Raw genomic sequence first — 20,258 nt, forward strand, 5'->3', positions numbered from 1 at the left:
CGCGCGAGGTCGTGCTCGGCGGGACGATGAGTTCGTGCGGGTGCCCCGGTCTGCCCCGTCGTCTCGTCCTCGACCGGAAGGCCACCCATGACCGCGACGCTCGTGTCCACGCTGTTCCTCTCGCTCGACGGCGTCGCCGAGATCGACCCGGCGTGGCACTTCCCGTACTTCGACGACAACATGGCGGCCGCCGTCGACGAGGACTACCAGGACGTCGACGCGCTGCTCCTCGGGCGGGTCACCTACGACAGCTTCGCGGGCGCGTGGCCCGAGCGGGAGACCGCCGGGGGCGAGGACGCGTCGTTCGCGGCGCGGCTCGGCGACATGCGCAAGGTCGTCGCGACGCGCGGGGACCAGGACCTCGGGTGGCGGCACGTCGAGCGGCTCGACGGCGACCTCGTCGAGGCCGTGCGCGCGCTCAAGGAGGAGCCGGGCCTGGGCAAGGTGCTCGTCGCCGGGTCGATCTCGGTGGTGCGCCAGCTCCTTGCCGCCGGTCTGCTCGACGAGCTGCGGCTCCTCGTCCATCCCGTCGCGGCCCGCACGGGCGAGCGGCTCTTCGACGAGGGCGAGCCGTACTACCCGCTCACGCTCCTGCGGTCCGAGACGTTCCCGACGGGCGTCGTGCGCCTGGTCTACGCGCCCGCCGAGCCCCCGGCGGAGGTCACCTACGACGACGTCGCGGACAAGGTGCCGTCCGGCGACGCCTGACGCGCGACCGCCACCACGGCGACGTCGTCCTCGCGGCCGGGGTCGTCGAACGCGGCGACGAGGCGGTCGCACAGGACGGCGGGGCCGACGCCCGCGTTCTCGGAGGCGACCCGCGCCAACCGGTCGAGGGCGTCGACGAGCGACCCGCCGCGCCGCTCGACGAGCCCGTCGGTCACGAGCACCAGGAGGTCGCCCGGCCGCAGGACGTCGTGGTGGGCCGGGCGGTCGTCCGGGCTGGCCACTCCCAGGAGCCGCGAGCCGGACTTCGCCCGGTCGACGGTGCCGTCGGCCCGGACGAAGAACGCGGGCAGATGCCCGGCGTCGGTGAGCTCCAGCGCACCGGAGGCCGGGTCGAGCACGCACACGCACACCGTGGCGAACTCGGGGTGGTCGTCGCGCAGCGCCGCGTTGAGCAGGTCGAGCGCCGTGGCGGCCTCGTGCCCCTCGCGCAGGTACGCGCGGAGCGTCATGCGCACCTCCGCCATCACGGTCGCGGCCCGCAGGGAGTGGCCCTGCACGTCGCCGATGACGACGGTGACGCGCCCGTCCGGGAGGTCGAACGCGTCGTAGAAGTCGCCGCCGACGTCGAGGCGCGCGTCCGACGCCTCGTACCGTGCCGCCACCTCCACCCCGCCCCGCACGCGGAGGCTCGCCGGCAGGAACGCGCTCTGGAGCGCGAGGGCGATGCGGTGCTCCTCGGTGAACGTCCGCAGGTTCGCGAGCGCGACCGTCGCCGCCTCGGCGAAGCGACCGGCGGCCTCGCGCTCCTCGTCGGACAGAGGCTCGTCGCCGACCTCGATGCCGAGCCCGCCGACGAGCGCGCCCGCGGCGTCGACGAGCCAGAAGGTGAACCACGCCGACGGGCCGACCCCGGCCTCGGCGAGGAGCGGGCGCCACGGCGCGGGCACGTCGTCGGGGCCGAACACCGCGGACGTCGCGCCCGTCGGCGGCAGGACCGCCGTCGGGCCGCGGCCGCGCACGAGCGCGGCATCCTCCGCGGAGCACACCGAGCGCAGCACCACGCCGGCCTCGGCGACGACCATCGAGACGACCGCACGGCCGAGGACGGTGCACGCACCGCGTGCCGCGTGGTCGGCGACGGCCTCCGGCGACCGGGCCTCGTGGAGCGGGACGAGCGCGTCCGTGAGGGCCTCGAGCCGCCGGGCCGTCCGGCCAGCGCCCCGCTGGGCGTCGACGCGCCGGCACAGGGCGCTGATGGTCGCCAGGAACTCGTCGCGGTCGAGCGGCTCCGGCAGGTAGGCGTCCGCCCCGCCCTCGAGACCGGCGGTGCGCGCCGCGGCGTCGACGTCGGTCGCGGACACGTGCAGGACGGGCACGTGGGCCGTCGCCGGGTCGGCCTTGAGCCGGCTGCACACCTCCCGGCCCGGGATGTCCGGGAGGTTGACGTCGAGGACGACCGCGTCGACGTGCGCCGACGCCCGGGCCAGCGCCTCGCCCCCGGTCCCGGCCTCGACGACGTCGAACCCGGCGCGGCGGAGCCAGCTCGTCATGACGTAGCGGTGCGCGGGCGTGTCGTCGACCACGAGCACGGTGCGTTCGGCGCTCATCGGGCGCTCACCTCCCGGCGCAGGGTCGTGACGAGGCGGTCGCGGTCGATGCCCGACTTCGCGAGGAACGGTGCGTCGCCGATCCCCGCGGGGGCGGGCGCGCTCGACATGAGCACCGTCGCCGTCGCGGGGTAGAGGCTCTGGATCGTCGACCGGAGTGTCACCCCGTCCGTCCCCGGGAGGCACACGTCGAGGAGCGCGACGTCGGCCGCGCCGTCGTGCAGGAGGGCCAGAGCGTGGGACGCGTCGTGCGCGACGCTGACCCGCGCCGCGTCGTCGCGGAGCATCGAGGAGACGACCGAGGCGTAGGCCCGGTCGTCGTCGACGACGAGCACGTGCCCGAGGTCGTGGTCCGCCTCGGCGGCCTCGGGTCGCGGGTCCGGCGCGACCGCCTCGTCGACGGACAGCGACGGGAGCCGCAGCGTGAACACGCTCCCCTCCCCGGGGCGCGACGTCGCCACGAGCGTCCCCCCGAGGGCCTCGGAGGTCCGGCGCGCGTAGGGCAGCCCGAGGCCCGTGCCCCGCACGGTCGGCTGGAGGCGGTTGGGGACCTGGACGAACTCCTCGAACACGGCGTCGAGCTGGTCCGCCGGGATGCCGAGGCCGGTGTCGTGGACGTCGAACCGCACGACCTCCCCGTCGGCCTCCGCACGGAGCACGACCTCGCCGTGGTCCGTGAACTTCACCGCGTTCGTGAGCAGGTTGCGCAGCACGCGGGACAGGAGCCGGCGGTCGGTGACGAGCGCGAGCCCGGGTTCCACGACCGTCCGCAGCGCGACGCCGGGGCGCACCACGGGGAGGGTCGTCCCGCGCAGATCGTCGAGCAGCTCCGCCACGTCCACCGCCCCGGGCGCGACGTCCTCGTGCCCGGCCTCGGCGCGCGCGAGGTCGAGCAGCTCGTCGACGAGGGTGAGGAGCGTCGCGGCGCTCTCCCGGAGGAACCCCACCTGCTGGGTCTGCTCGCCGTCGAGGTGGGAGTCGACGAGCAGCGAGGTCAGCCCGAGGATCGAGTTCACGGGCGAGCGGAGCTCGTGGCTCACGTTGCGCAGGAAGCGCGTCTTCGCCTCGTTCGCGGCGGCGAGCTCGCGACCGCGCTCGTCGAGCTCGGCGTAGAGCGCGACGACGCCGGTGTTCGTCTCCTCGAGCTCCGAGGAGAGCTGGTCGTACATCGCGAGGACGCCCCGGTTCGTCTCCTCCAGCTCCACGTTGAGGCGCCGCTGCTCCTCCTGCTGGCGGGTGAGCTCGTCGAGGGTGCGGACCAGCTCCGCATTCTGGACACGCAGCTCGTCGACCGCGTCGGCCACGTGCGCGGCCGCGGTGGACCGCCGCACGGCCGCGAGCGTCGCCTCGTCGGTCCGCGCGGTCGCGGGGAGCGACTTGGTGAGCAGGACGCGCGTCCCGGTCGGGTCGACCTCGAGGCCACGGACGAGCCGGCGCGCCGCGGGGATGCCGCCGTCGCTCGAGTCGCCCTCGACGAGGAACGGCGTGCCGGCCACGATCTCGGCGCGCAGCGTCGCCTGGGGAAGACCAGGCAGGACCCCGACGACCACGTCCGCGGTGCCGGAGGCGACGGCGGACCGGCCGATCTCCGACAGCGCGGTCGCGACGCGCACCTGGTCCTGGGTGTCCAGGCCGAGCTGCCGGCAGATCTCCCGACCCGCCCGGCGCAGCGCGATGACGTCGGAGTCGGAGCGGAGCTGGGTGACGAGCAGCGTCGTGCTCATGCCGCCTCCCGGCCGATCGGGAGCACCGCCACGCACGAGTCGTCCCGGCGCACCGCGTGGTCGCGCAGGACGACGCCCGCGACGACGAGCGGCGAGCGGGTCGCGAGCCCCGGGTAGTCGGCGAGCGACCACCGGGCGGTCAGCCCGTCGCTGTGCAGCACGACGACGTCCCCGGCCTCGACCGGGTAGGTGGTCTCGCGCAGCGGGCGTCCTCGGGTGCCGGCGATGCCGGGATAGCTCACGAGCCCGCGCGCCCGGTCGCCGTGGACGGCCCCGACGATGTTGCCCAGGCCCGCGTACCGCAGCACACCGCCCCCGGCTGCCTGGGCGACGGCGACGGCGGCGCCGCGCGTGCCGCCGAGCGCCGCGTGCACGCGCTCGAGGAGGGCGACGGCCGACCCGGCCGGCGCGTCGAGGAACGCCCGCACGGCGGCGCCCGACGCCGCGGCGGCGAGCGGGCCGTGCCCCAGGCCGTCGGCGACGAGGAGGCTGGGGACGCCGTCGTCGTGGCGCACCGCGAGCGCGTCCCCGCACACCGACTGGCCCGTCATCGGCCGCGTGACGCCCGTGGGCTCGGCGAGCCCCACCACCGCCCCGTGCGCGGCGAACGTCGCCGCGATGACCGTCCCGCGGCCCGGTGACGTCCACGCGTCCCACGACGACGCGAGCCGCGGCAGCGTGCCCAGGCCGATGCCGAGCGTGCCGCGGCTCGAGACGCCGTCGCGCATGGCGGCGCCGATGTCCCGCATGCCCGGGCCGGAGTCGACCGCGAGCACCTCGAGCGCGGTGTCGTCGCCGGTGCGTCGCACGCGGACCAGCATCGAGCCGGACCCGGCGTGGCGGCACTGGTTGGTCGCGAGCTCCGAGACCACGAGCCCGATCTCGGCCGCGCGGTCGTCGTCGAGGCCGAGGCTCCGGGCCACGGTGCTCGCGCCGCGGCGCACGCTCCCGACCGCCGACGGGTGGTCGACGGTGTACCAGGTGCCGTCCTCGACGACGCTGCGGCGCTCGTCGGGACGGTCGGGGGCCGGGATCATCGGGACCAGGTGGCGATCTCGACGCGGGTGCCCGCGCCCGGTGCCGTGTCGATCGCGAAGTGCTGGACGAGCCGGCGCGAGCCCGACAGACCCAGGCCGAGCCCGCTCCCGCTGGTCCAGCCGTCCGTGAGCGCGAGGTCGAGGTCCGGGATGCCCGGGCCTTCGTCCGAGAAGACGGCGCGCACGCCGGTCCGCGCACCCTCGGTGACGAGCTGGACCTCGGCCTCGCCGCCCCCGCCGTAGACGAGCGTGTTGCGCGCGAGCTCGCTGGCCGCGGTGACGAGCTTGGTCTGGTCGACGAGCGACAGGCGCGCCTGCTGCGCGAGCGTGCGGACGAGCTGGCGGACCCGGACGACGTCGGAGTCGGTGCGCACGGGCACGCGCTCGGCCGTCGCGGCCGGCGGGGTCGTCGTCGTCATCTCTCCTCGCGCTCGGCGGCGGCGAGGAGCACGTCCTCGGCGGACCGCTCCTCGGGCGCGAGGAGCGCGAGGCCGCGCTCGACGTCGAGAGCCGTGCGGACGTCGCCGAGCGACAGCCCGAGCTCGACCATGGTGATCGCGACGGCGGGGCGCATCCCGACGACGACGGTCGTCGCGTCGAGCACGTGGGAGATGCCCGCGACGGACGCGAGCATGCGCCCGATGAAGGAGTCGACGATCTCCAGCCCGGAGATGTCGATGATCACGCCCCGCGCTCCGGTGTCCGTGATCCGCTGGGCGAGGTCCTCCTGGAGTCGCAGGGCGGTGTCGTCCTGGAGATCGACCTGGATCGAGACGAGGAGCGTGGAGCCGATCTTGAGGATGGGGACGGCGTCGGTCATGCCGGGAGCCCGGTCCGCCGGGTGTCGCGGCCCGCGCGCAGCGCGTCCACGAGCGCGTCCGCGAGGCTCGCGCGCGTGCGGATGTCGCCGAACTCGATGCCGAGCGCGACGATCGTCTGAGCGATCTGCGGGCGGATGCCGCTGATCGTGCACTCGGCGCCCATGAGGCGCGCCGCGACCACCGTCTTGAGCAGGTGCTGCGCGACCTGGGTGTCGACCGCGGGGACACCGGTGATGTCGATGATCGCGTGCTCGCTGCCCGTGTCGACGAGCGTGTTGAGCAGCTTCTCCATGACGACCTGGGTGCGCGCCGAGTCGAGCGTGCCGACCAGCGGCACCGCGACGATGCCCTCCCAGAGCTTCACCACAGGGGTGGAGAGCTCGAGGAGCTGCTCGGCCTGCTCGGCGATGATCGCCTCGCGCGCCGCGGCGAACGTCTCGAACGTGAAGAGACCGAGCTGGTCGACCAGGCGCAGGAGCGGGGTGACGTCGGTGTCGGCGTCCGTCGCCGCGGCGAGCCGGTACAGGCCCTCCTTGAGGGCGAACACGCCGATCGCCGTCTCGCGCGGGGTGAACCCGAGGCGGGCGCGCGCGGAGGAGACGTCGGCGAGGATGCCGCGGAGCTGGTCGAACGCGGCGTCGGACAGGCCGAAGCCGCCCGAGCGCAGCCCGTCGAGGAGCGCGTCGAGGATCTCGCCCTGCTCCCGCTCGAGCTCGCCGCGCGACGTGCGGCCGTGCAGCTCGTGCGCGGCGGCCTCGAGCCAGGCGCTGCGCACGTCGTCGGCGTGCTCCGTCAGGAGGTGGGCAAGGGTCTCGGGTGTGGCGGCGTCGGCCATCGGTGTCCTTCCGGGGTTGAACGACGCCGAACGGGCTCGCGGCTGTCGCGCCGCAAGTGTACGTGCGGCTCGTGCGCACGCAGCCCGGCACCGGGGAAGGAGAACGAGGGCCGAGGTGCAAGGTGCCGAGAGGTCGCGACACGACCAGGGCATGAGGTGGAGGGCGCGACCTACGCCCGAGAACGACCCTGCGCGCCCGCGAGAACGACCTTGGTGTCGTTATCCGACGGATAACGACACCAAGGTCGTTCTCGGCGCGGAAGGGTGGGTCAGTTGCGCAGGTCGAGGTAGCGGTCGATGAGGGCCGCCGTCGACGGGTCCTGGGCGGCGAGGGCGTCCTCGTCGCCCGCGACGGCCGGCGCGATCTCGAGCGCGAGCTTCTTGCCGAGCTCGACGCCCCACTGGTCGAAGCTGTCGATGCCCCACACGACGCCCTGCACGAACGTGATGTGCTCGTAGAGCGCGATGAGCTGGCCGAGGACCGACGGCGTGAGGGCGGGCGCGAGGATCGACGTCGTCGGGCGGTTGCCCGGGAACGTCCGCGCGGACACGAGCGCCTCGGCCGTCCCCTCGGCACGGACCTCGTCGGCGGTCTTGCCGAACGCGAGCGCCTTGGTCTGGGCGAAGAAGTTCGCGAGGAACAGCCCGTGCACGTCGGCGCCGGGCTGGACGGCGCCGCCGTCGCCGACGTCGTCCGTCAGCGGGTGCGCCGGGTTCGCGACGGCGATGAAGTCCGCCGGGATGAGGCGCGTGCCCTGGTGGATGAGCTGGTAGAACGCGTGCTGGCCGTTGGTGCCGGGCTCGCCCCAGAAGATCTCGCCGGTCTCCGTCGTCACGGGGGAGCCGTCCCAGCGCACGCGCTTGCCGTTGGACTCCATCGTGAGCTGCTGGAGGTAGGCCGGGAAGCGGTGCAGGTACTGCGCGTACGGGAGCACGGCGTGCGTGTGCGCGTCGAGGAAGTTCACGTACCAGACGTTGAGCAGGCCCATGAGGACCGGCACGTTGCGCTCGAACGGTGTGCGGCGCACGTGCTCGTCGATCGCGTGGAAGCCCGCGAGCAGCTCGGCGAACCGGTCCGGCCCGATCGCGATCGCGAGCGACGTGCCGATCGCCGAGTCCACGGAGTAGCGCCCGCCGACCCAGTCCCAGAACCCGAACGCGTTCGCGGGGTCGATGCCGAACGCCGCGACCTTGTCGAGCGCGGTCGAGACCGCCACGAAGTGCTGCGCGACGGCGGCCTGCCGGGACTCGTCCGTGTCCTCGATCGCCCCCACCGCCGCGAGCTCCGTCCACAGCCAGTCGCGCGCGAGGCGCGCGTTCGTCAGCGTCTCGAGCGTGCCGAACGTCTTGGACGCGACGATGAACAGCGTCGTGCGCGGGTCGAGACCTGCCGTCTTCTCGGCGACGTCCGTCGGGTCGATGTTCGAGACGAACCGGACCTCGATGTCCTGGTGCTTGTACGGCAGCAGCGCCTCGTACGCCATGACCGGCCCGAGGTCGGAGCCGCCGATGCCGATGTTGACGACCGTGCGCACGCGCTCGCCCGTGACGCCCGTCCACTCGCCCGAGCGGACCTTGTCCGCGAACGCGTAGACCTTGGCGAGCTCGCCGTGCACGTCCGCGTCGACGTCCTGCCCGTCGACCACGAGGTGCTCGTCGTCGCCCAGCGGGGTCGGGCGGCGCAGGGCCGTGTGCAGCACGGCACGGTCCTCCGTGACGTTGATGTGCTCGCCCGTGAACATCGCCTCGAGGCGGTCGTCGAGGCGGACCTCCTCGGCGAGGCGCACCAGCAGCTCGAGCGTCTCGTCGGTGACGAGGTTCTTCGACAGGTCGACCGTGAGGTCGGCCGCCTGGTGCGTGAGGCGGCGGGCGCGGTCCGGGTCGGCCGCGAACCAGGTGCGCAGGTCCGGCTCCACGGTGTCGCGGTGCACGGTGAGCGCGGTCCAGGACGGCGTGGTGGTGGGGTCGATCGGCGGCGGCACGGGCTGCGAGGTCATGACCACCAAACTACTGACCGACGTCGGCCCTCGCCCACCCCGACCGTCCCGCGGTCCATGGTCCGGTGGCCTCACGAACGGCCGCCGTCGGTCCCTGGACGCTCACGCGAGACGCTTCTGCCAGACCGCCGCGACGCCGTCCGCGACGAAGCCGAGGGCGACGTTGATCGCGAGCATGTGGGCGTTCTCCTGCGCGTTCCACGTGTGGATCCGCTCCACGCCCGGCCGCCACGCGGCGAGCGCGTGGAGGTTCGCGACCTTGACGAGCGTGCCGAGGCGGTGCCCGCGGTGCTCGCGCAGCACGAGCGTGTCCTCCTGGAACCCGAACGGGACCTCGGGGAAGGGGACCTGGAGCACCGTGAACGCGACGAGCTCGCCCGACGCGACGTGCTCGGCCACCGTGAGCAGCACGTGCTGCTGTCGGCCCGCGAGGTCCGCGAGGTGGCTGCGCACGCGATCGGCGTCCCACGTCTCCTCGTCGTAGTCGAGCTCGCCGAGCGGCGTGTCCGTGCTCATCCGGGTCCACAGCCGCGCGAGGTCGTCGAGACGGTCCTCCGGGATCTCGTCGCGCCACGTGAGGGTCCGGTAGGCGTCGCCGGCCACGGCGGTGGCGTCGTCGCCGAGCCGGTCGAGCACCGCCGACGGGACCGGCAGGTGCAGCGTGGAGTGGCGCGAGACCTGCTCGAGCGCGTAGCCGCGCTCGCGCGAGACGACCGCCTCGGGCGAGTCGACGGGCACGCGGCCCTCGCCGGTGCGGGGCTCGAGCGCCGCAGGCCCCGCGGGCGGCTCCGGGGCGTGCGGCGCCGTGTAGACGACGGTCGTGCACCCGAGCGCCGCAGCCTCCTCCTCGACCGCCGTGAGCAGCACGTCGTGGACGCCGTCGTGCGCGTGCGCGGGGCGTACCGCCAGCGGCCCGGCCCACAGCAGGTGCGTGTTGGCCTCGCGGCCGACGACGACGAGCGCGACCCCGACGACGTCCGCGGGCTCCGGCGCGACGTCCTCGGGGTGCGAGGCGGGGACCACGAGGAGCATCTGCTTGCGGTCGTACTCCTGGTGTCGCACGACGCCGTGCCAGACCCACGGCGGCGCCCACTGGTCGGTCCAGCCCCACACGGCGGCCTCGCGCTCGCGCTCGACGTCGCTGAAGGCGTGCAGCGCCCATGCGTCGGGGCTGTCGAGGTCGGCGGGCGGCCCGGGGGCGCGGACGACGCGCCAGCTCTCGGTGTTCACGGGGGGAGTCTCTCGGCGCGCCCCGGTCCTGACCAGCACTTTTCCGTCGCGCGCGGCGAGCGTGGGTGGCGGGCGCCACGATGGGTGCGTGCGCCGCGGTGCGCACCGGACGGCGACGACGCCGCCGGGCAACGACGACGACCGGAGGAGGGGACCATGGCCGAGGTCGTGCTGTTCCACCACGTGCAGGGGCTGACCGAGGGCGTACGGACGATCGCCGAGACGCTGCGCGGGGCGGGGAACGTCGTGCACACGCCCGACCTGTTCGAGGGGCGCACGTACGCGACCCTCGACGAGGGCATGGCGCACGTGCAGGAGCTCGGGTTCGGCACGGTCCTGGAGCGCGGGCGGGCGGTGGCGGACGGGTACGACCCCGCGGTCGTGTACGCCGGGATCTCGCTCGGCGTGCTGCCCGCGCAGATGCTCGCGCAGACGCGCGCGGGCGCGAAGGGCGCGCTGCTGCTGGAGGCGTGCGTACCGGTGTCGGAGTTCGGCGAGGCGTGGCCCGACGCCGTGCCCGTGCAGGTGCACGGCATGGACGGCGACCCGTCGTTCGCGGGCGAGGGCGACATCGACGCCGCGCGCGAGCTCGTGGGCTCCACGCCCGACGCCGAGCTGTTCGTCTATCCCGGCGACCGGCACCTGTTCACCGACCCGAGCCTGCCCTCGTACGAGCCGGAGGCCGCCGCGCTCGTCACCGAGCGGATGATCCGCTTCCTCGACGGCATCCGCTGACCGGCCGACGGCGCGGCAGCCTCCGGGGTCAGGGGGGCGCACCCGTCCTTCCCGGGGCACGATCAGTTGCCGTCCTCCGACGTCGTCCTGCGCTGCCACGCGGCCCACACCCCCGCCGGTCGGAACCCGAGGGCGACGTTGATCGCGAGCATGTGGTCGTTCTCCTGCGCGTTCCACGTGTGGACGCGTCGGGTCGCGGGGCGCTCGCGCGCGAGCGCGTCGAGGTTGGCCACCTTGACGAGCATCCCGAGCCGGCGCCCGCGGTGCTCCCGGAGCACGAGGGTGTCCTCCTGGAATGCGAAGTCGTCCCGGTCGTGCGGGTAGAGGAAGACGGTGAACGCGGCGAGCGTGCCGGTCGGGACGTGCTCCGCGGCGCTCACGAGGAAGCCGTTCCGCTTCTCGGCCTGCTCGCCGACCCACGTGCGCACGCGCCGCGCGTCCCACGGGTCCTCGCCGTACTCGACGCCGCCCGTCGGTGGGTCGGTGCTCATGCGCGTGAACAGCACGGCCACCTGGTCGAGCCACGCGTCGGGGACCGCGTCCGTCCAGGTGTGCACCCGGTAGTCCGGACCGGCGTGCTCCCGTGCGGCGGCGCGGTGCGCGTCGAGGTCCGCCGAGGGCACCGGGAGGTCGAGCACCGAGTGGCGTTCGACCTGCTCCAGGACGTACCCGTGGGCGCGCAGGAAGCGCGGACCGGGAGCGTCGGCGGGGACGCGGCCGGCGCCGGTGGTGGCGGCCAGCGCGCCCGGGCCGGGCGGCGGCTCCTCGCCGTGCGAGGTGTTCGAGAGGAGCACGGTGCGCCCGGCGTCCGCGCCGAGGCGCTCGGCGAGCGCGAGCAGCGCCGTCCCGATGCCGCGCCCCCGCTCGGCCGGACGGACGGCGACGAAGGCCTCGCTCAGGTGCTCGTTGCTCGTGGTGGGACGAAGGACGAACAGGTACGCCACGACGTCGGGCACCGCGGGCGGGACGCCGTCGGCGATCAGGGCGCTCGCGGCCGCGGAGCGCACCACCACGACGCGGCGCTTGGCCGCGTACTCCTGGTGGTCCATCCCGGAGAGCACGTCGCGCGGCCGCAGCGCGAGGTCGTCGTAGCCGTGGACCTCCAGCTCGAGCTCGCGCCCGATGTCCGCCACGGCGTGGTAGGCCCACGCGTCGGCGTCGTCGAGCGAGGCGGGGTGCGGGGCCTCGACGAGCGCGTACCCCGGCGGGAGGGGCACCGTGAGGGCGGTGCGGGCGGCGCTGCTCATGCCGTCCAGCGTGTCCCGCGCCGACGGACGGTGTCCACGCCTTTTGGCGGCACCCGGGCGCGGCGTGTCCCGCAGCGGCCGTCCCGGGCGGCGGGTCGAGAGGTGTCTCGGGTGACGACGGCCGGCACGACGACGGCCCGGGCTCCCGCAGGAGCCCGGGCCGGGTGCGCCGCCGCTCGCGGCGGTCGTCGGACGTCGTCGCGCGGTCTACTTGCGCGCCGAGCGGCCCGCGATCGCGCCCCAGATGAGCAGCACGAGCAGCGACCCGACGAAGGCCCAGAACCACGTGGTGAGCGAGAAGAACTCGTCGTTCGCGTCCGCGCCGAACAGCGCGCCGCCGATCCACCCGCCGAGGAGGGCTCCCAGCACCCCGACGATCAGCGTGACGATCCAGCCCCCTGCTGCCTTGCCCGGCAGGACGGCACGTGCGATCGCGCCCATGATGAGGCCGATGAGGATCCACCCGATGAAGCTCATCCCTGTCTCCGTTCTCTGGGGGACGAAACAGCCATACGGCGTAACTGCCCCGTATGCCTGACTTCACGGTGGCACGGTGTGAGGCGGTTCGCACGCCGGGCGCCGTCGGCGCGGTCGTTAGGCTCGGGGGATGGCGACGACCGAGGCGACGAGCGCGCGCGTCGACAGCTGGCTCTGGGCCGTGCGGGTGTTCAAGAGCCGCTCGCAGGCGACCGCGGCGGTCAAGGCCGGCCACGTGCGGGTCAACGGCGAGCGCGCGAAGCCGGCGACGAGCGTCAAGGTCGGCGACCGGGTCGTCGTCCGCGGCGGCCCGGCCGAGCGGATCCTCGTCGTGGAGAAGGTGCTGGTCAAGCGCGTCTCCGCGCCCCTGGCCGCACAGGCCGTGATCGACCAGAGCCCGCCCCCGCCGCCCAAGGAGCTCACCGTCCGCGTCGCCGTCCGCGAGCGCGGCGCCGGCCGCCCCACGAAGCGCGAGCGCCGCGACCTCGACCGCCTCCGCGGGCGGGGCTGACGCAGGCGCACCGAGCGCTGCACCAGAGCGCGAGCGAGGCACTCCCGGGTGCATCGCTCGCGTGGACGTGCAGCGTTCGGCTGCTAGCCCGTGTCGGCCAGGATCGAGGCGACTGACGCACGAGCGGCCGGGAGATGCACGCGGAGGTGCGTCTCCCGGCCGCGGGTGCAGCGCTCGGTGAGGGGTGTCAGGTCAGCAGGCGCCGAGGTCCTTCCAGACGCCCCACTGGCCGCTCTGGGCGGGGTTCTCGCCCGTCGTCCACCACTTCGCCTGGTAGTTGCGGCCCTCGTGCGAGACGTTCGCACCGCCGACGTAGACCGACCCGGCGGCCCACGCCGGTGCGGTGCACTCGCCGGGCTCGGGGTCCGTGGGCTCGGGGTCCGGGTCGCCCGGGTCCGTGCCGCCGGCGCCGATCTTGAGGTCGACGCAGTTGTAGAACGCGTTCACCGTGTTCGACACGTTCCAGCGCGCGAGGATCGTGTGGTTGCCCTCGGGCAGGCCGGTCAGCGTGTGGGAGATGTTGCTCGGGGGCTGTGCGCCGCCCTGGTTGAACGTCTTGAAGAGCACGCCGTCGACGAAGTACTCCCACGTGCTCGTGTTGTGCGCCGCGGTGAGCTTCCACTGGAACGTCACCGACGTGCCGGTCTGCGTGCGCGGCCACGGCTTGCTCGCGTCGTCGAGGATGCTGAACCCGCTGCCGCCGGAACACTGCATCGAGCCCTTGGGCGCCTCGACGGACTGCGGCTCGTACTTGATGCCGCCGCAGTCGAAGGACGTCGTGCCCGTCGCGCAGTGGTCCTGCCGGCTCGGCGGGGACGTGATCCAGCCGTGCGCGCTCGCGCTGGGTGCGACGGCCACGGGGGCGATGATCGCGACCGCGCCGACGACGGCTGCCAGGAGTACCGCTCTCAGTCTTCGCATGAGTTGTCTCGCTCTCCATCCGGTGGTGCATGGGTCCTGCGGCGCGCTTCGTCGCGGGCCGCTCTCGGATCGGGCACTCTCGACGCTACGAAATGTGCGGAGTGCGGACAATTGGGCAAAGCTCGTACGTGCTTCCGCGTACCCGGGGCGTCGTCCATGCCGGGCACGCACGACGGCGGGTGCCCTCGCCCGCAGGGACGAGGACACCCGCCGTCGCGGGGTTCAGCGGGTCAGCAGGCGCCGATCAGCTTCCACGGGCCCCACTGCTCGGCGCCCGGGACGTTGTTCTGCGTCCACCACTTCGCCTCGAAGATGTTGCCGTTGTGCGAGACCTTCGCCCCGCCGACGTAGGTCGCGGTCGAGGACCACGCGGCGTCGGTGCAGGTGCCCGGCTCGCCGCCGCCCGGGTTCTCACCCTCGCCGCCGCCGGGGTTCTCGCCGCCCGGGTTCTCGCCACCGGGGTTGGTGCCGTCCGCCGTGACCGTGAGGTCGACGCAGTTGTAGAACGCGTTCACCGTGTCGGCGACGCTCCAGCGCGCGAGGATCGTGTGGTTGCCCAGGGGCAGACCCTTCAGGGTGTGCGAGATGTCCTTGGGGGGCTGCACGCCGCCGCCGTCGAACGACGCGAAGAGCTGGCCGTCGACGAAGTACTCCCACACGCTCGTGGCGTGGTTCGCGGTGAGCTTCCACTGGAAGGTCACGTCGGAGCCGGTGGTCGTGCGGGGCCAGGGCTTCGACTCGTCGTCGAGGATCGTGTAGCCGCTGCCGCCGGAGCACTTCATCGAGCCCTTGACGGCCTCGACGGACTGCGGCTCGTACTTGAGCCCGCCGCAGTCGAAGGACGTGGCGCCGGTGGCGCACTGGTCCTGCCGGCTCGGGGGGGACGTGATCCAGCCGTGCGCCGAGGCGCTGGGGGCGATCGCGATCGGGGCGATGATCGCGGTCGCGCCCACGACGGCGGCGAGGAGCGCCGCGCGAAGTCGCTTCATGGGGGACTCGCTTCCTGTGTCGGGGAGGGCCGACACCGTGCGGAGCCCGCACCGTCGGCCGTGACGGGGTGGACCGTAGGCAGCCCGGAGGCGTCCGCTCAAACGACTACGCACGGCCGGCGGCGGGTACGGGAAGTCCCTTACCAGGCGGTCCGGTTCGCCGGGATCGTGCGCCTGCGCGGCCGTGCGCGCGCGGCCGTCGAGCCCGTGCCGGGCCCCTCCGCGGGTGAAAAACATGTGGGGACCACGTAGCCCGGCCGTCTCGACGAGGGTCGGTCCGCGCGTCCCAGGTCGTGGGAGTTGGTGCGTCCTCCGCTCGGAGACGCACGTGCGGCCGGGAGAGGCACGCGGAGGTGCGTCTCCCGGCCGCGGATGCAGCGCTCGGTGAGGGGTGTCAGGTCAGCAGGCGCCGAGGTCCTTCCAGACGCCCTACTGGCCGCTCTGGGCGGGGTTCTCGCCCGTCGTCCACCACTTGGCCTGGTAGGTGCGGCCCTCGTGCGAGACGTTCGCGCCACCGAGGTACACCGACCCGGCCGCCCACGCCGGTGCGGTGCACTCGCCGGTCCCGTGCGCCGAGGCGCTCGGGGCGACCACGATCGGCGCGACGATCGCGGCCGCGCCCACGACGGCGGCGACGAGGGTCGCGCGGAGTCGTCTCCTGAGGGTCTCGCTTCCTTGGTCGGGATGCCGACGACGGCGCGAAGCCCGGTTCGTCGGCCTTGACCCGACGGACGCTAGGCACGCCCGCTTCCCCGGGCAACGGTTCCGCGGAGGATTACGGGGGTAGGGGTTCGCCCGTCAGCACACCGCCGGGTTCCGCGATGGCGCAGGTCAGGACGCGCCTGGTGGGTCGAGGAGAGCACGCGGGAGAGGGGCGGCGGGGGCCGAGGTGTGCGGGGACCCCGTACCGGGACCGGCCCGGTCCGGGGTCACCGGGAAGAGCTCAGGAAGCTTCCGGCGAGCGCTCGGCCTCAGGCGGCCACGTCCTCCTCGCGCAGGCGCGGCTCGGTGCGCAGCGCCGGGCGGAGGCCGGACTTGTCGGCGTAGAAGGCGCGCACGACGTCCATGTCGGCGCGCACGTCGCCCGTGAGCTCGATGGTCGGGCCGAGGCCGGTCGTCATGGTGGTGCGGTCGACGTACCCGAGGGTCACCGGCAGGTGCGCCTCGCGTGCGATCCGGTAGAAGCCCGACTTCCAGTACGACCCCGCCCCGCGCGTGCCCTCGGGCGTCACGACGAGCGAGAACACCTCGCCGGCCCGGAGGCGCGCGACGACGTCGACCACGACCCGGCTCGGGTCGCGCCGGTCGACGGGGATGCCGCCGAGCGCGCGCATGAGCGGGCCCGCCGGGCCGGCGAACAGCGTGTGCTTGCCGAGCCAGCGCACGTGGATGCCCGTGCTCCAGGCGATGGCGAGCATGAGGACGAAGTCCCAGTTCGACGTGTGCGGGGCGCCGACGAGGAGCGTCGGGCGGCGGGTGTCGTACGGCTCGGAGCGCAGCGACCACCGGCTGGTCGCCCAGTAGGCGCGGGCGAGGGCTCGGCGGATCACCACGCCACGGTACAGGCCGTCCACAGGGGGACCGGTTGCCGTCGACAACCTCCGGGACCTTGGTTAGTCTCCGGGCGGGTAGGGAACTTCCCGCTCTACCCGCACGGCCCGGACATGTCTGATCGACCCACCCACTGCTCGACGGAGACCAGATGGACACCACTCCCGCCGGTACACCCGCCCTCCTGCGCACCCTCAACGCGCGCGCCGTGCTCGACGTGCTCGGCACGGGCGCGCGGGTCGCGCGGCCCGACGTCGTCTCGGCGACCGGGCTGTCCAAGACGACCGTGGCGCAGACCCTCCGGGCGCTCGAGGCGACGGGCGTCGTCACGGAGGCCGGGCTCGACCGGGACCGGCGGGGGCCCGCCGCGACGCTGTACCGCGTCGACCCGGACTACGCGTTCGGGCTGGGCATCGACGTCGCACGCGACCGGGTGCGGGTCGCGCTCGTCGACGTCACGGGCGTGATCCGGGCCCGCGCGGAGCGCCGGGACGTCAAGCCGACGACGACGGCGCGCGCACGGGCGGCCGCGGAGCTCGCCCGCGCGTGCGTGAGCGACGCCCAGGCGCGGCTCGCGGAGGGGACGACGATCGAGGTGACGCGCGCGGTCGCGGCCGTCCCGCTCATCGTCGGGTCGGACCTGCGGACGATCCGGCGTGTCCCCGGCTACGAGAAGGGCGGGACCGAGCTCGTCGACGCGCTCGAGGACGCCCTCGGGTGCCCGGTGACGCTCGAGAACGACCTCAACCTCGCGGCCCTCGCCGAGCAGCGCGACGGCGCCGCGGCCGGGGCGCGCTCGTTCGTCGTGCTGGGCCTCGGCGACGGCTTCGGTGCCGGGCTCGTGCTCGACGGCCGCCTGCACCGCGGGGTCGCCGGCGGCGCCGGCGAGGTCTCGTTCCTGCCGCACCCCGCCCGGGCGCTGGGTTCCGAGGCGCTGGGGGCGTCGTCGCTCGCCGTGCTCGCGAAGGAGCACGGCCTGCCCGACGACGTGACGGTCAAGCAGCTCGTGGACCGCGCCGAGCACGGCGACGGCGCCTCGAACGATGCGCTCGACGAGGTCGCCGAGCGCATCGGGGTCGTCGCGGCGTCGGTCGCGCTCGTCGTCGAGCCGGAGCTGTTCGTCCTCACGAACCAGGCGGCGCGCGCGCCGATCGCGGACCGGGTGAAGCGCTTCCTGGCGGAGAAGATCGCCGTGCTCCCCATCCGGGTCGTCTCGTCGGACCTCACGTGCGACGCCGTCGTGGTGGGCGCCGCGCGCTCGGCCAGCGACGCGCTGCGCGACGAGGTGTTCCGCTCCGCCGCCGCCCACCCCGCGCCGGGCGAGGACGACCCCGCCGACGAGCGCGAGGAGGCGGCGTCGTGACCGCGGCAGCGCCGGGCGGCGGGGCGCCGCCGTCGGACCTGGTCTCCCGGCTGGGCCTCCCCGCCGACGCGCGCGCGATCATCCTCAACGCCGACGACTACGGCATGTGCCGCGCCGCCAACCGCGCGGTCTCCGAGCTCCTCCTCGCGGGGCACGTCGACTCCGCGACGGTCATGGTCCCGTGCGGGTGGGCGCCGGACGCGCTCGCCTTCGCGGCCGCGCACCCCGTCGACGTGGGCGTGCACCTCGTGCTGACCAGCGAGTGGACGCGGTACCGGTGGCGCCCGCTCACCGGCACGGGCACCTCCCTGGTCGACGACGCGGGGTACTTCCCGCGCGACGTCCTCACCGTCGAGCGGCAGGCGCGCGTCGAGGACGTCGTCGCGGAGCTCGCGGCCCAGCTCGACACGGCGCTCGCGGCCGGGGTCGACGTCTCGCACCTCGACAACCACATGGGCTCCGTCTACGGGCTCGAGACGGGGCGCTCGTTCCTCCCGCAGGTCTTCGAGCTCGCCGCCCGGCACCGCCTGCCGTTCCGCCTGCCCCGCACGACCGAGGGGATGGTGCTGCCCCCGGGCGACTTCCAGCCCCTGCTCGACGAGGCGACGGCCGCGGCGGACGCGCTCGGCGTCGTGCTGGTCGACCGGCTGTGGACCCACCCGTTCGAGCTCGACGGCGCCGGGACGGTCGAGGAGGAGGACTACGAGGACGTCCGGGCCGACTTCCTCGCGCTGCTGCGCCGCGTCCCGTCCGGCGTGACGGAGATCTTCCTCCACCCCATGCTCGACGACGACGAGCTCGGCGACGTCGCCGACTACGGCGTCGCGAAGCGCGGCTTCGAGCGCCGCCTGCTCGCCGATCCGGCCGTGGCGGCCGTCATCGCCGAGGAGGGGATCGTCCGCGTCGGCTGGCGGGACCTGCGCGCGGTGCAGCGGGGCGAGCGGTGAGCGCCCCGCACCCGGCGCCGTCGGGCGGCGAGCCGACGGCGGGCGGCGGGCTGCTCGCACGCGTCCGGGACCGCCGGCTCGTCGGCACGCCCTCGCGCGCGCAGACGGTCGCCTACGGTGCGTCCGCGTTCCCGTCGAACCTGCTCATGCAGACGTTCTCCGCGTTCGTGGTCTACTTCTACGTCGACCACCTCGGCGTGCGTGCTGGCTGGGTAGCGGGCGCGATGGTCGCGCACGGCGTCCTCAACGCCCTGCTCAACCCGCTCGTCGGCGCGGTCTCCGACCGTCGCCGCACGCGCTGGGGCCGGCGCGTCCCGTGGATCGTGCTGGGGATCGTCCCGCTCGTCGTCGCGTTCGCGCTCGTGTGGATGCCGCCCGCCCTCGGTCCGACCGGCCTGGTCGTGTGGTTCCTCCTCGTCGTCGCGCTGTTCGACGTCGCGTACGTCGTCGTCGCGCTCAACGTCTCGGCGCTCTTCCCCGAGATCTTCCGCACGACGGCGGAGCGCGCCCGCGGCAACACCCCGCGCCAGATCTTCGGCCTCGTCGGGATGATCCTGGGCACCGCCGGCGCGCCCCTGCTGTACGGCACGCTCGGGTGGACGTGGATGGCGCTGCTGCTCGCGGTCGTGAGCCTCGCGTTCTTCGTGTGGTCCCTCGGCGGGATGGTCGAGCGCCCCGTCGACGTCGCGACGGTGCGCGAGCGCGAGGCCGCCGTCGGGCTGGGGGACCAGCTCCGGTACACGTTCGCCAACCGGGCGTTCGTCACCTACGTGCTCGGGTCGCTCCTGCTCCAGAGCACGACCGCGATCGTGCTCGCCGCGATCCCGTTCTACGTGCGCTACACGCTGGGCGGCGCCGAGGCCGACGCGACGCTGCTGCTCGCCCCGATCTTCGTCGCCGCGATCCCGTCGATCGTCGGGTGGTCGTGGGTCGTGCGGCGCATCGGTCCGCGCTCGGCCATGCTGTGGGTCGTCGGGGTGTACGGCCTCGCGACCTGCCTCTACCTGATCCCGTCCACCGTCCTCGGCGCCGCGCTCGCGGGGCTCGCCGTGGGCGTCGGCGTCGCGGGGCTCATGCAGGTGCTCGAGGTCGCGCTCGCGCAGGTCATCGACGACGACGAGCGCCGCACCGGCCTGCGCCGCGAGGGCATGTACTTCGGCGCCAACGGGTTCGTCGTGCGCGGGTCCGTCATCGTCCAGGCCGTGCTCGTCGCGGGCGTGCTGTCGGCGAGCGGGTACGTCGAGGGTGCGGGTGACGTCGTGCAGCCGGACAGCGTCGCGACGGGCGTCCGCCTCCTCCTCGGCGGCGTGCCCGTGGTCCTCGCCGCGCTCGCCTTCGTGTGCTTCTGGTTCTACCCCCTCCGCGGTCGCGACCCCGAGGACACCGACGCCGCCCTCACCGAGGCCGACGCCTCCCCGACGGCGGCCGACCCCCTCCCGAGGTAGCCCGCGCGAGGCAGACCTACGGCCGCGCGAGGTAAAGGCCGGCCCGCCGAGGTAGAGGCCCGGTCTGCCGAGGTAGAGGTGTGGTTCGTCCAGGTAGAGGTGTGGTCGGCTTGTCCGACGGCGGTCTGGTCACCTGGGGTGGCGGGGTGGGT

The 20,258-nt window shown here is 74.2% G+C and carries 20 protein-coding genes; 6 read left to right on the plus strand and 14 right to left on the minus strand.

What is annotated here, in order from left to right; genetic code table 11:
* Positions 1-87 precede the first annotated feature (87 nt).
* The gene (locus ACFC2L_RS16450) at positions 88-708 is read left to right on the plus strand and encodes a dihydrofolate reductase family protein (protein ID WP_375825397.1); all 621 of its coding nucleotides are present in this window, start codon (positions 88-90) and stop codon (positions 706-708) included.
* Here the strand turns inward: ACFC2L_RS16450 and ACFC2L_RS16455 are convergent.
* The 8 genes from ACFC2L_RS16455 to ACFC2L_RS16490 form a co-directional block, all read right to left on the minus strand.
* Complete coding sequence (locus ACFC2L_RS16455) at positions 666-2,276, minus strand: SpoIIE family protein phosphatase (protein ID WP_375825398.1); 1,611 nt, start codon at positions 2,274-2,276, stop codon at positions 666-668. The genes ACFC2L_RS16450 and ACFC2L_RS16455 overlap by 43 nt on opposite strands.
* Positions 2,273-4,000 carry an ATP-binding protein gene (locus ACFC2L_RS16460; protein ID WP_375825399.1) on the minus strand — a complete coding sequence of 576 codons (1,728 nt, stop codon included), beginning with the start codon at positions 3,998-4,000 and terminating at the stop codon, positions 2,273-2,275. The genes ACFC2L_RS16455 and ACFC2L_RS16460 overlap by 4 nt, the downstream gene beginning before the upstream one ends.
* Complete coding sequence (locus ACFC2L_RS16465) at positions 3,997-5,037, minus strand: ATP-binding protein (protein ID WP_375825400.1); 1,041 nt, start codon at positions 5,035-5,037, stop codon at positions 3,997-3,999. Before ACFC2L_RS16465 ends, ACFC2L_RS16460 begins: the two co-directional genes overlap by 4 nt.
* Positions 5,034-5,456, minus strand: a complete 423-nt coding sequence (locus tag ACFC2L_RS16470) for an ATP-binding protein (protein WP_047233649.1) — start codon at positions 5,454-5,456, stop codon at positions 5,034-5,036. The genes ACFC2L_RS16465 and ACFC2L_RS16470 overlap by 4 nt, the downstream gene beginning before the upstream one ends.
* On the minus strand, positions 5,453-5,857 hold the full coding sequence (locus ACFC2L_RS16475) for an STAS domain-containing protein (protein WP_047233648.1): 405 nt from the start codon (positions 5,855-5,857) through the stop codon (positions 5,453-5,455). The genes ACFC2L_RS16470 and ACFC2L_RS16475 overlap by 4 nt, the downstream gene beginning before the upstream one ends.
* Positions 5,854-6,693, minus strand: coding sequence for an STAS domain-containing protein (locus tag ACFC2L_RS16480; RefSeq protein WP_375825401.1), 840 nt, complete (start codon positions 6,691-6,693; stop codon positions 5,854-5,856). The genes ACFC2L_RS16475 and ACFC2L_RS16480 overlap by 4 nt, the downstream gene beginning before the upstream one ends.
* 269 nt (positions 6,694-6,962) lie before the next feature.
* A complete protein-coding gene (gene pgi / locus ACFC2L_RS16485) occupies positions 6,963-8,690 on the minus strand; it encodes a glucose-6-phosphate isomerase (RefSeq protein ID WP_375825402.1) in 1,728 nt (575 codons plus the stop codon).
* Positions 8,691-8,792: 102 nt separating this feature from the next.
* The gene (locus ACFC2L_RS16490) at positions 8,793-9,920 is read right to left on the minus strand and encodes an N-acetyltransferase (protein ID WP_375825404.1); all 1,128 of its coding nucleotides are present in this window, start codon (positions 9,918-9,920) and stop codon (positions 8,793-8,795) included.
* A 156-nt stretch (positions 9,921-10,076) separates the two neighbouring features.
* On the opposite strand from ACFC2L_RS16490, the gene ACFC2L_RS16495 reads away from it, so the two are divergent.
* Positions 10,077-10,655 carry a dienelactone hydrolase family protein gene (locus ACFC2L_RS16495; protein ID WP_375825405.1) on the plus strand — a complete coding sequence of 193 codons (579 nt, stop codon included), beginning with the start codon at positions 10,077-10,079 and terminating at the stop codon, positions 10,653-10,655.
* A gap of 62 nt (positions 10,656-10,717) precedes the next feature.
* On the opposite strand, the gene ACFC2L_RS16500 is transcribed toward ACFC2L_RS16495, so the two are convergent.
* Positions 10,718-11,902, minus strand: a complete 1,185-nt coding sequence (locus ACFC2L_RS16500) for a GNAT family N-acetyltransferase (RefSeq protein WP_375825406.1) — start codon at positions 11,900-11,902, stop codon at positions 10,718-10,720.
* 207 nt (positions 11,903-12,109) lie between these two features.
* Entirely contained in the window at positions 12,110-12,379 is a 270-nt protein-coding gene (locus ACFC2L_RS16505) for a GlsB/YeaQ/YmgE family stress response membrane protein (RefSeq protein ID WP_375825407.1), read from the minus strand.
* Positions 12,380-12,509: 130 nt separating this feature from the next.
* Between ACFC2L_RS16505 and ACFC2L_RS16510 the strand changes: the two genes are divergently transcribed.
* Positions 12,510-12,890: an RNA-binding S4 domain-containing protein gene (locus ACFC2L_RS16510; RefSeq protein WP_375825409.1), complete on the plus strand. Its 381-nt coding sequence runs from the start codon at positions 12,510-12,512 to the stop codon at positions 12,888-12,890.
* 192 nt (positions 12,891-13,082) lie between these two features.
* Here the strand turns inward: ACFC2L_RS16510 and ACFC2L_RS16515 are convergent, their stop codons facing one another.
* The 4 genes from ACFC2L_RS16515 to ACFC2L_RS16530 form a co-directional block, all read right to left on the minus strand.
* Complete coding sequence (locus ACFC2L_RS16515) at positions 13,083-13,811, minus strand: lytic polysaccharide monooxygenase (RefSeq protein WP_375825410.1); 729 nt, start codon at positions 13,809-13,811, stop codon at positions 13,083-13,085.
* 230 nt (positions 13,812-14,041) lie between these two features.
* Entirely contained in the window at positions 14,042-14,800 is a 759-nt protein-coding gene (locus ACFC2L_RS16520) for a lytic polysaccharide monooxygenase (RefSeq protein WP_375825411.1), read from the minus strand.
* A 429-nt stretch (positions 14,801-15,229) separates the two neighbouring features.
* Complete coding sequence (locus ACFC2L_RS16525) at positions 15,230-15,424, minus strand: carbohydrate-binding protein (protein WP_375825412.1); 195 nt, start codon at positions 15,422-15,424, stop codon at positions 15,230-15,232.
* 347 nt (positions 15,425-15,771) lie between these two features.
* Positions 15,772-16,353 carry a 1-acyl-sn-glycerol-3-phosphate acyltransferase gene (locus ACFC2L_RS16530; protein ID WP_375825413.1) on the minus strand — a complete coding sequence of 194 codons (582 nt, stop codon included), beginning with the start codon at positions 16,351-16,353 and terminating at the stop codon, positions 15,772-15,774.
* A 149-nt stretch (positions 16,354-16,502) separates the two neighbouring features.
* On the opposite strand from ACFC2L_RS16530, the gene ACFC2L_RS16535 reads away from it, so the two are divergent.
* From ACFC2L_RS16535 to ACFC2L_RS16545, 3 genes are read left to right on the plus strand one after another with little or no spacing between them, the layout of a single operon-like run.
* Positions 16,503-17,714: an ROK family protein gene (locus tag ACFC2L_RS16535; RefSeq protein ID WP_375825414.1), complete on the plus strand. Its 1,212-nt coding sequence runs from the start codon at positions 16,503-16,505 to the stop codon at positions 17,712-17,714.
* On the plus strand, positions 17,711-18,661 hold the full coding sequence (locus ACFC2L_RS16540; RefSeq protein WP_375825415.1) for a polysaccharide deacetylase family protein: 951 nt from the start codon (positions 17,711-17,713) through the stop codon (positions 18,659-18,661). The genes ACFC2L_RS16535 and ACFC2L_RS16540 overlap by 4 nt, the downstream gene beginning before the upstream one ends.
* Positions 18,658-20,106, plus strand: a complete 1,449-nt coding sequence (locus tag ACFC2L_RS16545; protein WP_375825416.1) for an MFS transporter — start codon at positions 18,658-18,660, stop codon at positions 20,104-20,106. The genes ACFC2L_RS16540 and ACFC2L_RS16545 overlap by 4 nt, the downstream gene beginning before the upstream one ends.
* Positions 20,107-20,258 lie beyond the last annotated feature (152 nt).

The sequence above is a fragment of the Cellulosimicrobium sp. NPDC055967 genome, from assembly GCF_042269845.1.
Classification (GTDB): Bacteria; Actinomycetota; Actinomycetes; order Actinomycetales; family Cellulomonadaceae; genus Cellulosimicrobium.

What these genes read in the sequence shown, in the direction of transcription:
- ACFC2L_RS16450 (WP_375825397.1), top strand. Translation starts at nt 88, where the DNA reads ATGACCGCGACGCTCGTGTCCACGCTGTTCCTCTCGCTCGACGGCGTC.
- ACFC2L_RS16455 (WP_375825398.1), bottom strand. Translation starts at nt 2,276, where the DNA reads ATGAGCGCCGAACGCACCGTGCTCGTGGTCGACGACACGCCCGCGCAC.
- ACFC2L_RS16460 (WP_375825399.1), bottom strand. Translation starts at nt 4,000, where the DNA reads ATGAGCACGACGCTGCTCGTCACCCAGCTCCGCTCCGACTCCGACGTC.
- ACFC2L_RS16465 (WP_375825400.1), bottom strand. Translation starts at nt 5,037, where the DNA reads ATGATCCCGGCCCCCGACCGTCCCGACGAGCGCCGCAGCGTCGTCGAG.
- ACFC2L_RS16470 (WP_047233649.1), bottom strand. Translation starts at nt 5,456, where the DNA reads ATGACGACGACGACCCCGCCGGCCGCGACGGCCGAGCGCGTGCCCGTG.
- ACFC2L_RS16475 (WP_047233648.1), bottom strand. Translation starts at nt 5,857, where the DNA reads ATGACCGACGCCGTCCCCATCCTCAAGATCGGCTCCACGCTCCTCGTC.
- ACFC2L_RS16480 (WP_375825401.1), bottom strand. Translation starts at nt 6,693, where the DNA reads ATGGCCGACGCCGCCACACCCGAGACCCTTGCCCACCTCCTGACGGAG.
- pgi (WP_375825402.1), bottom strand. Translation starts at nt 8,690, where the DNA reads ATGACCTCGCAGCCCGTGCCGCCGCCGATCGACCCCACCACCACGCCG.
- ACFC2L_RS16495 (WP_375825405.1), top strand. Translation starts at nt 10,077, where the DNA reads ATGGCCGAGGTCGTGCTGTTCCACCACGTGCAGGGGCTGACCGAGGGC.
- ACFC2L_RS16500 (WP_375825406.1), bottom strand. Translation starts at nt 11,902, where the DNA reads ATGAGCAGCGCCGCCCGCACCGCCCTCACGGTGCCCCTCCCGCCGGGG.
- ACFC2L_RS16505 (WP_375825407.1), bottom strand. Translation starts at nt 12,379, where the DNA reads ATGAGCTTCATCGGGTGGATCCTCATCGGCCTCATCATGGGCGCGATC.
- ACFC2L_RS16510 (WP_375825409.1), top strand. Translation starts at nt 12,510, where the DNA reads ATGGCGACGACCGAGGCGACGAGCGCGCGCGTCGACAGCTGGCTCTGG.
- ACFC2L_RS16515 (WP_375825410.1), bottom strand. Translation starts at nt 13,811, where the DNA reads ATGCGAAGACTGAGAGCGGTACTCCTGGCAGCCGTCGTCGGCGCGGTC.
- ACFC2L_RS16520 (WP_375825411.1), bottom strand. Translation starts at nt 14,800, where the DNA reads ATGAAGCGACTTCGCGCGGCGCTCCTCGCCGCCGTCGTGGGCGCGACC.
- ACFC2L_RS16535 (WP_375825414.1), top strand. Translation starts at nt 16,503, where the DNA reads ATGGACACCACTCCCGCCGGTACACCCGCCCTCCTGCGCACCCTCAAC.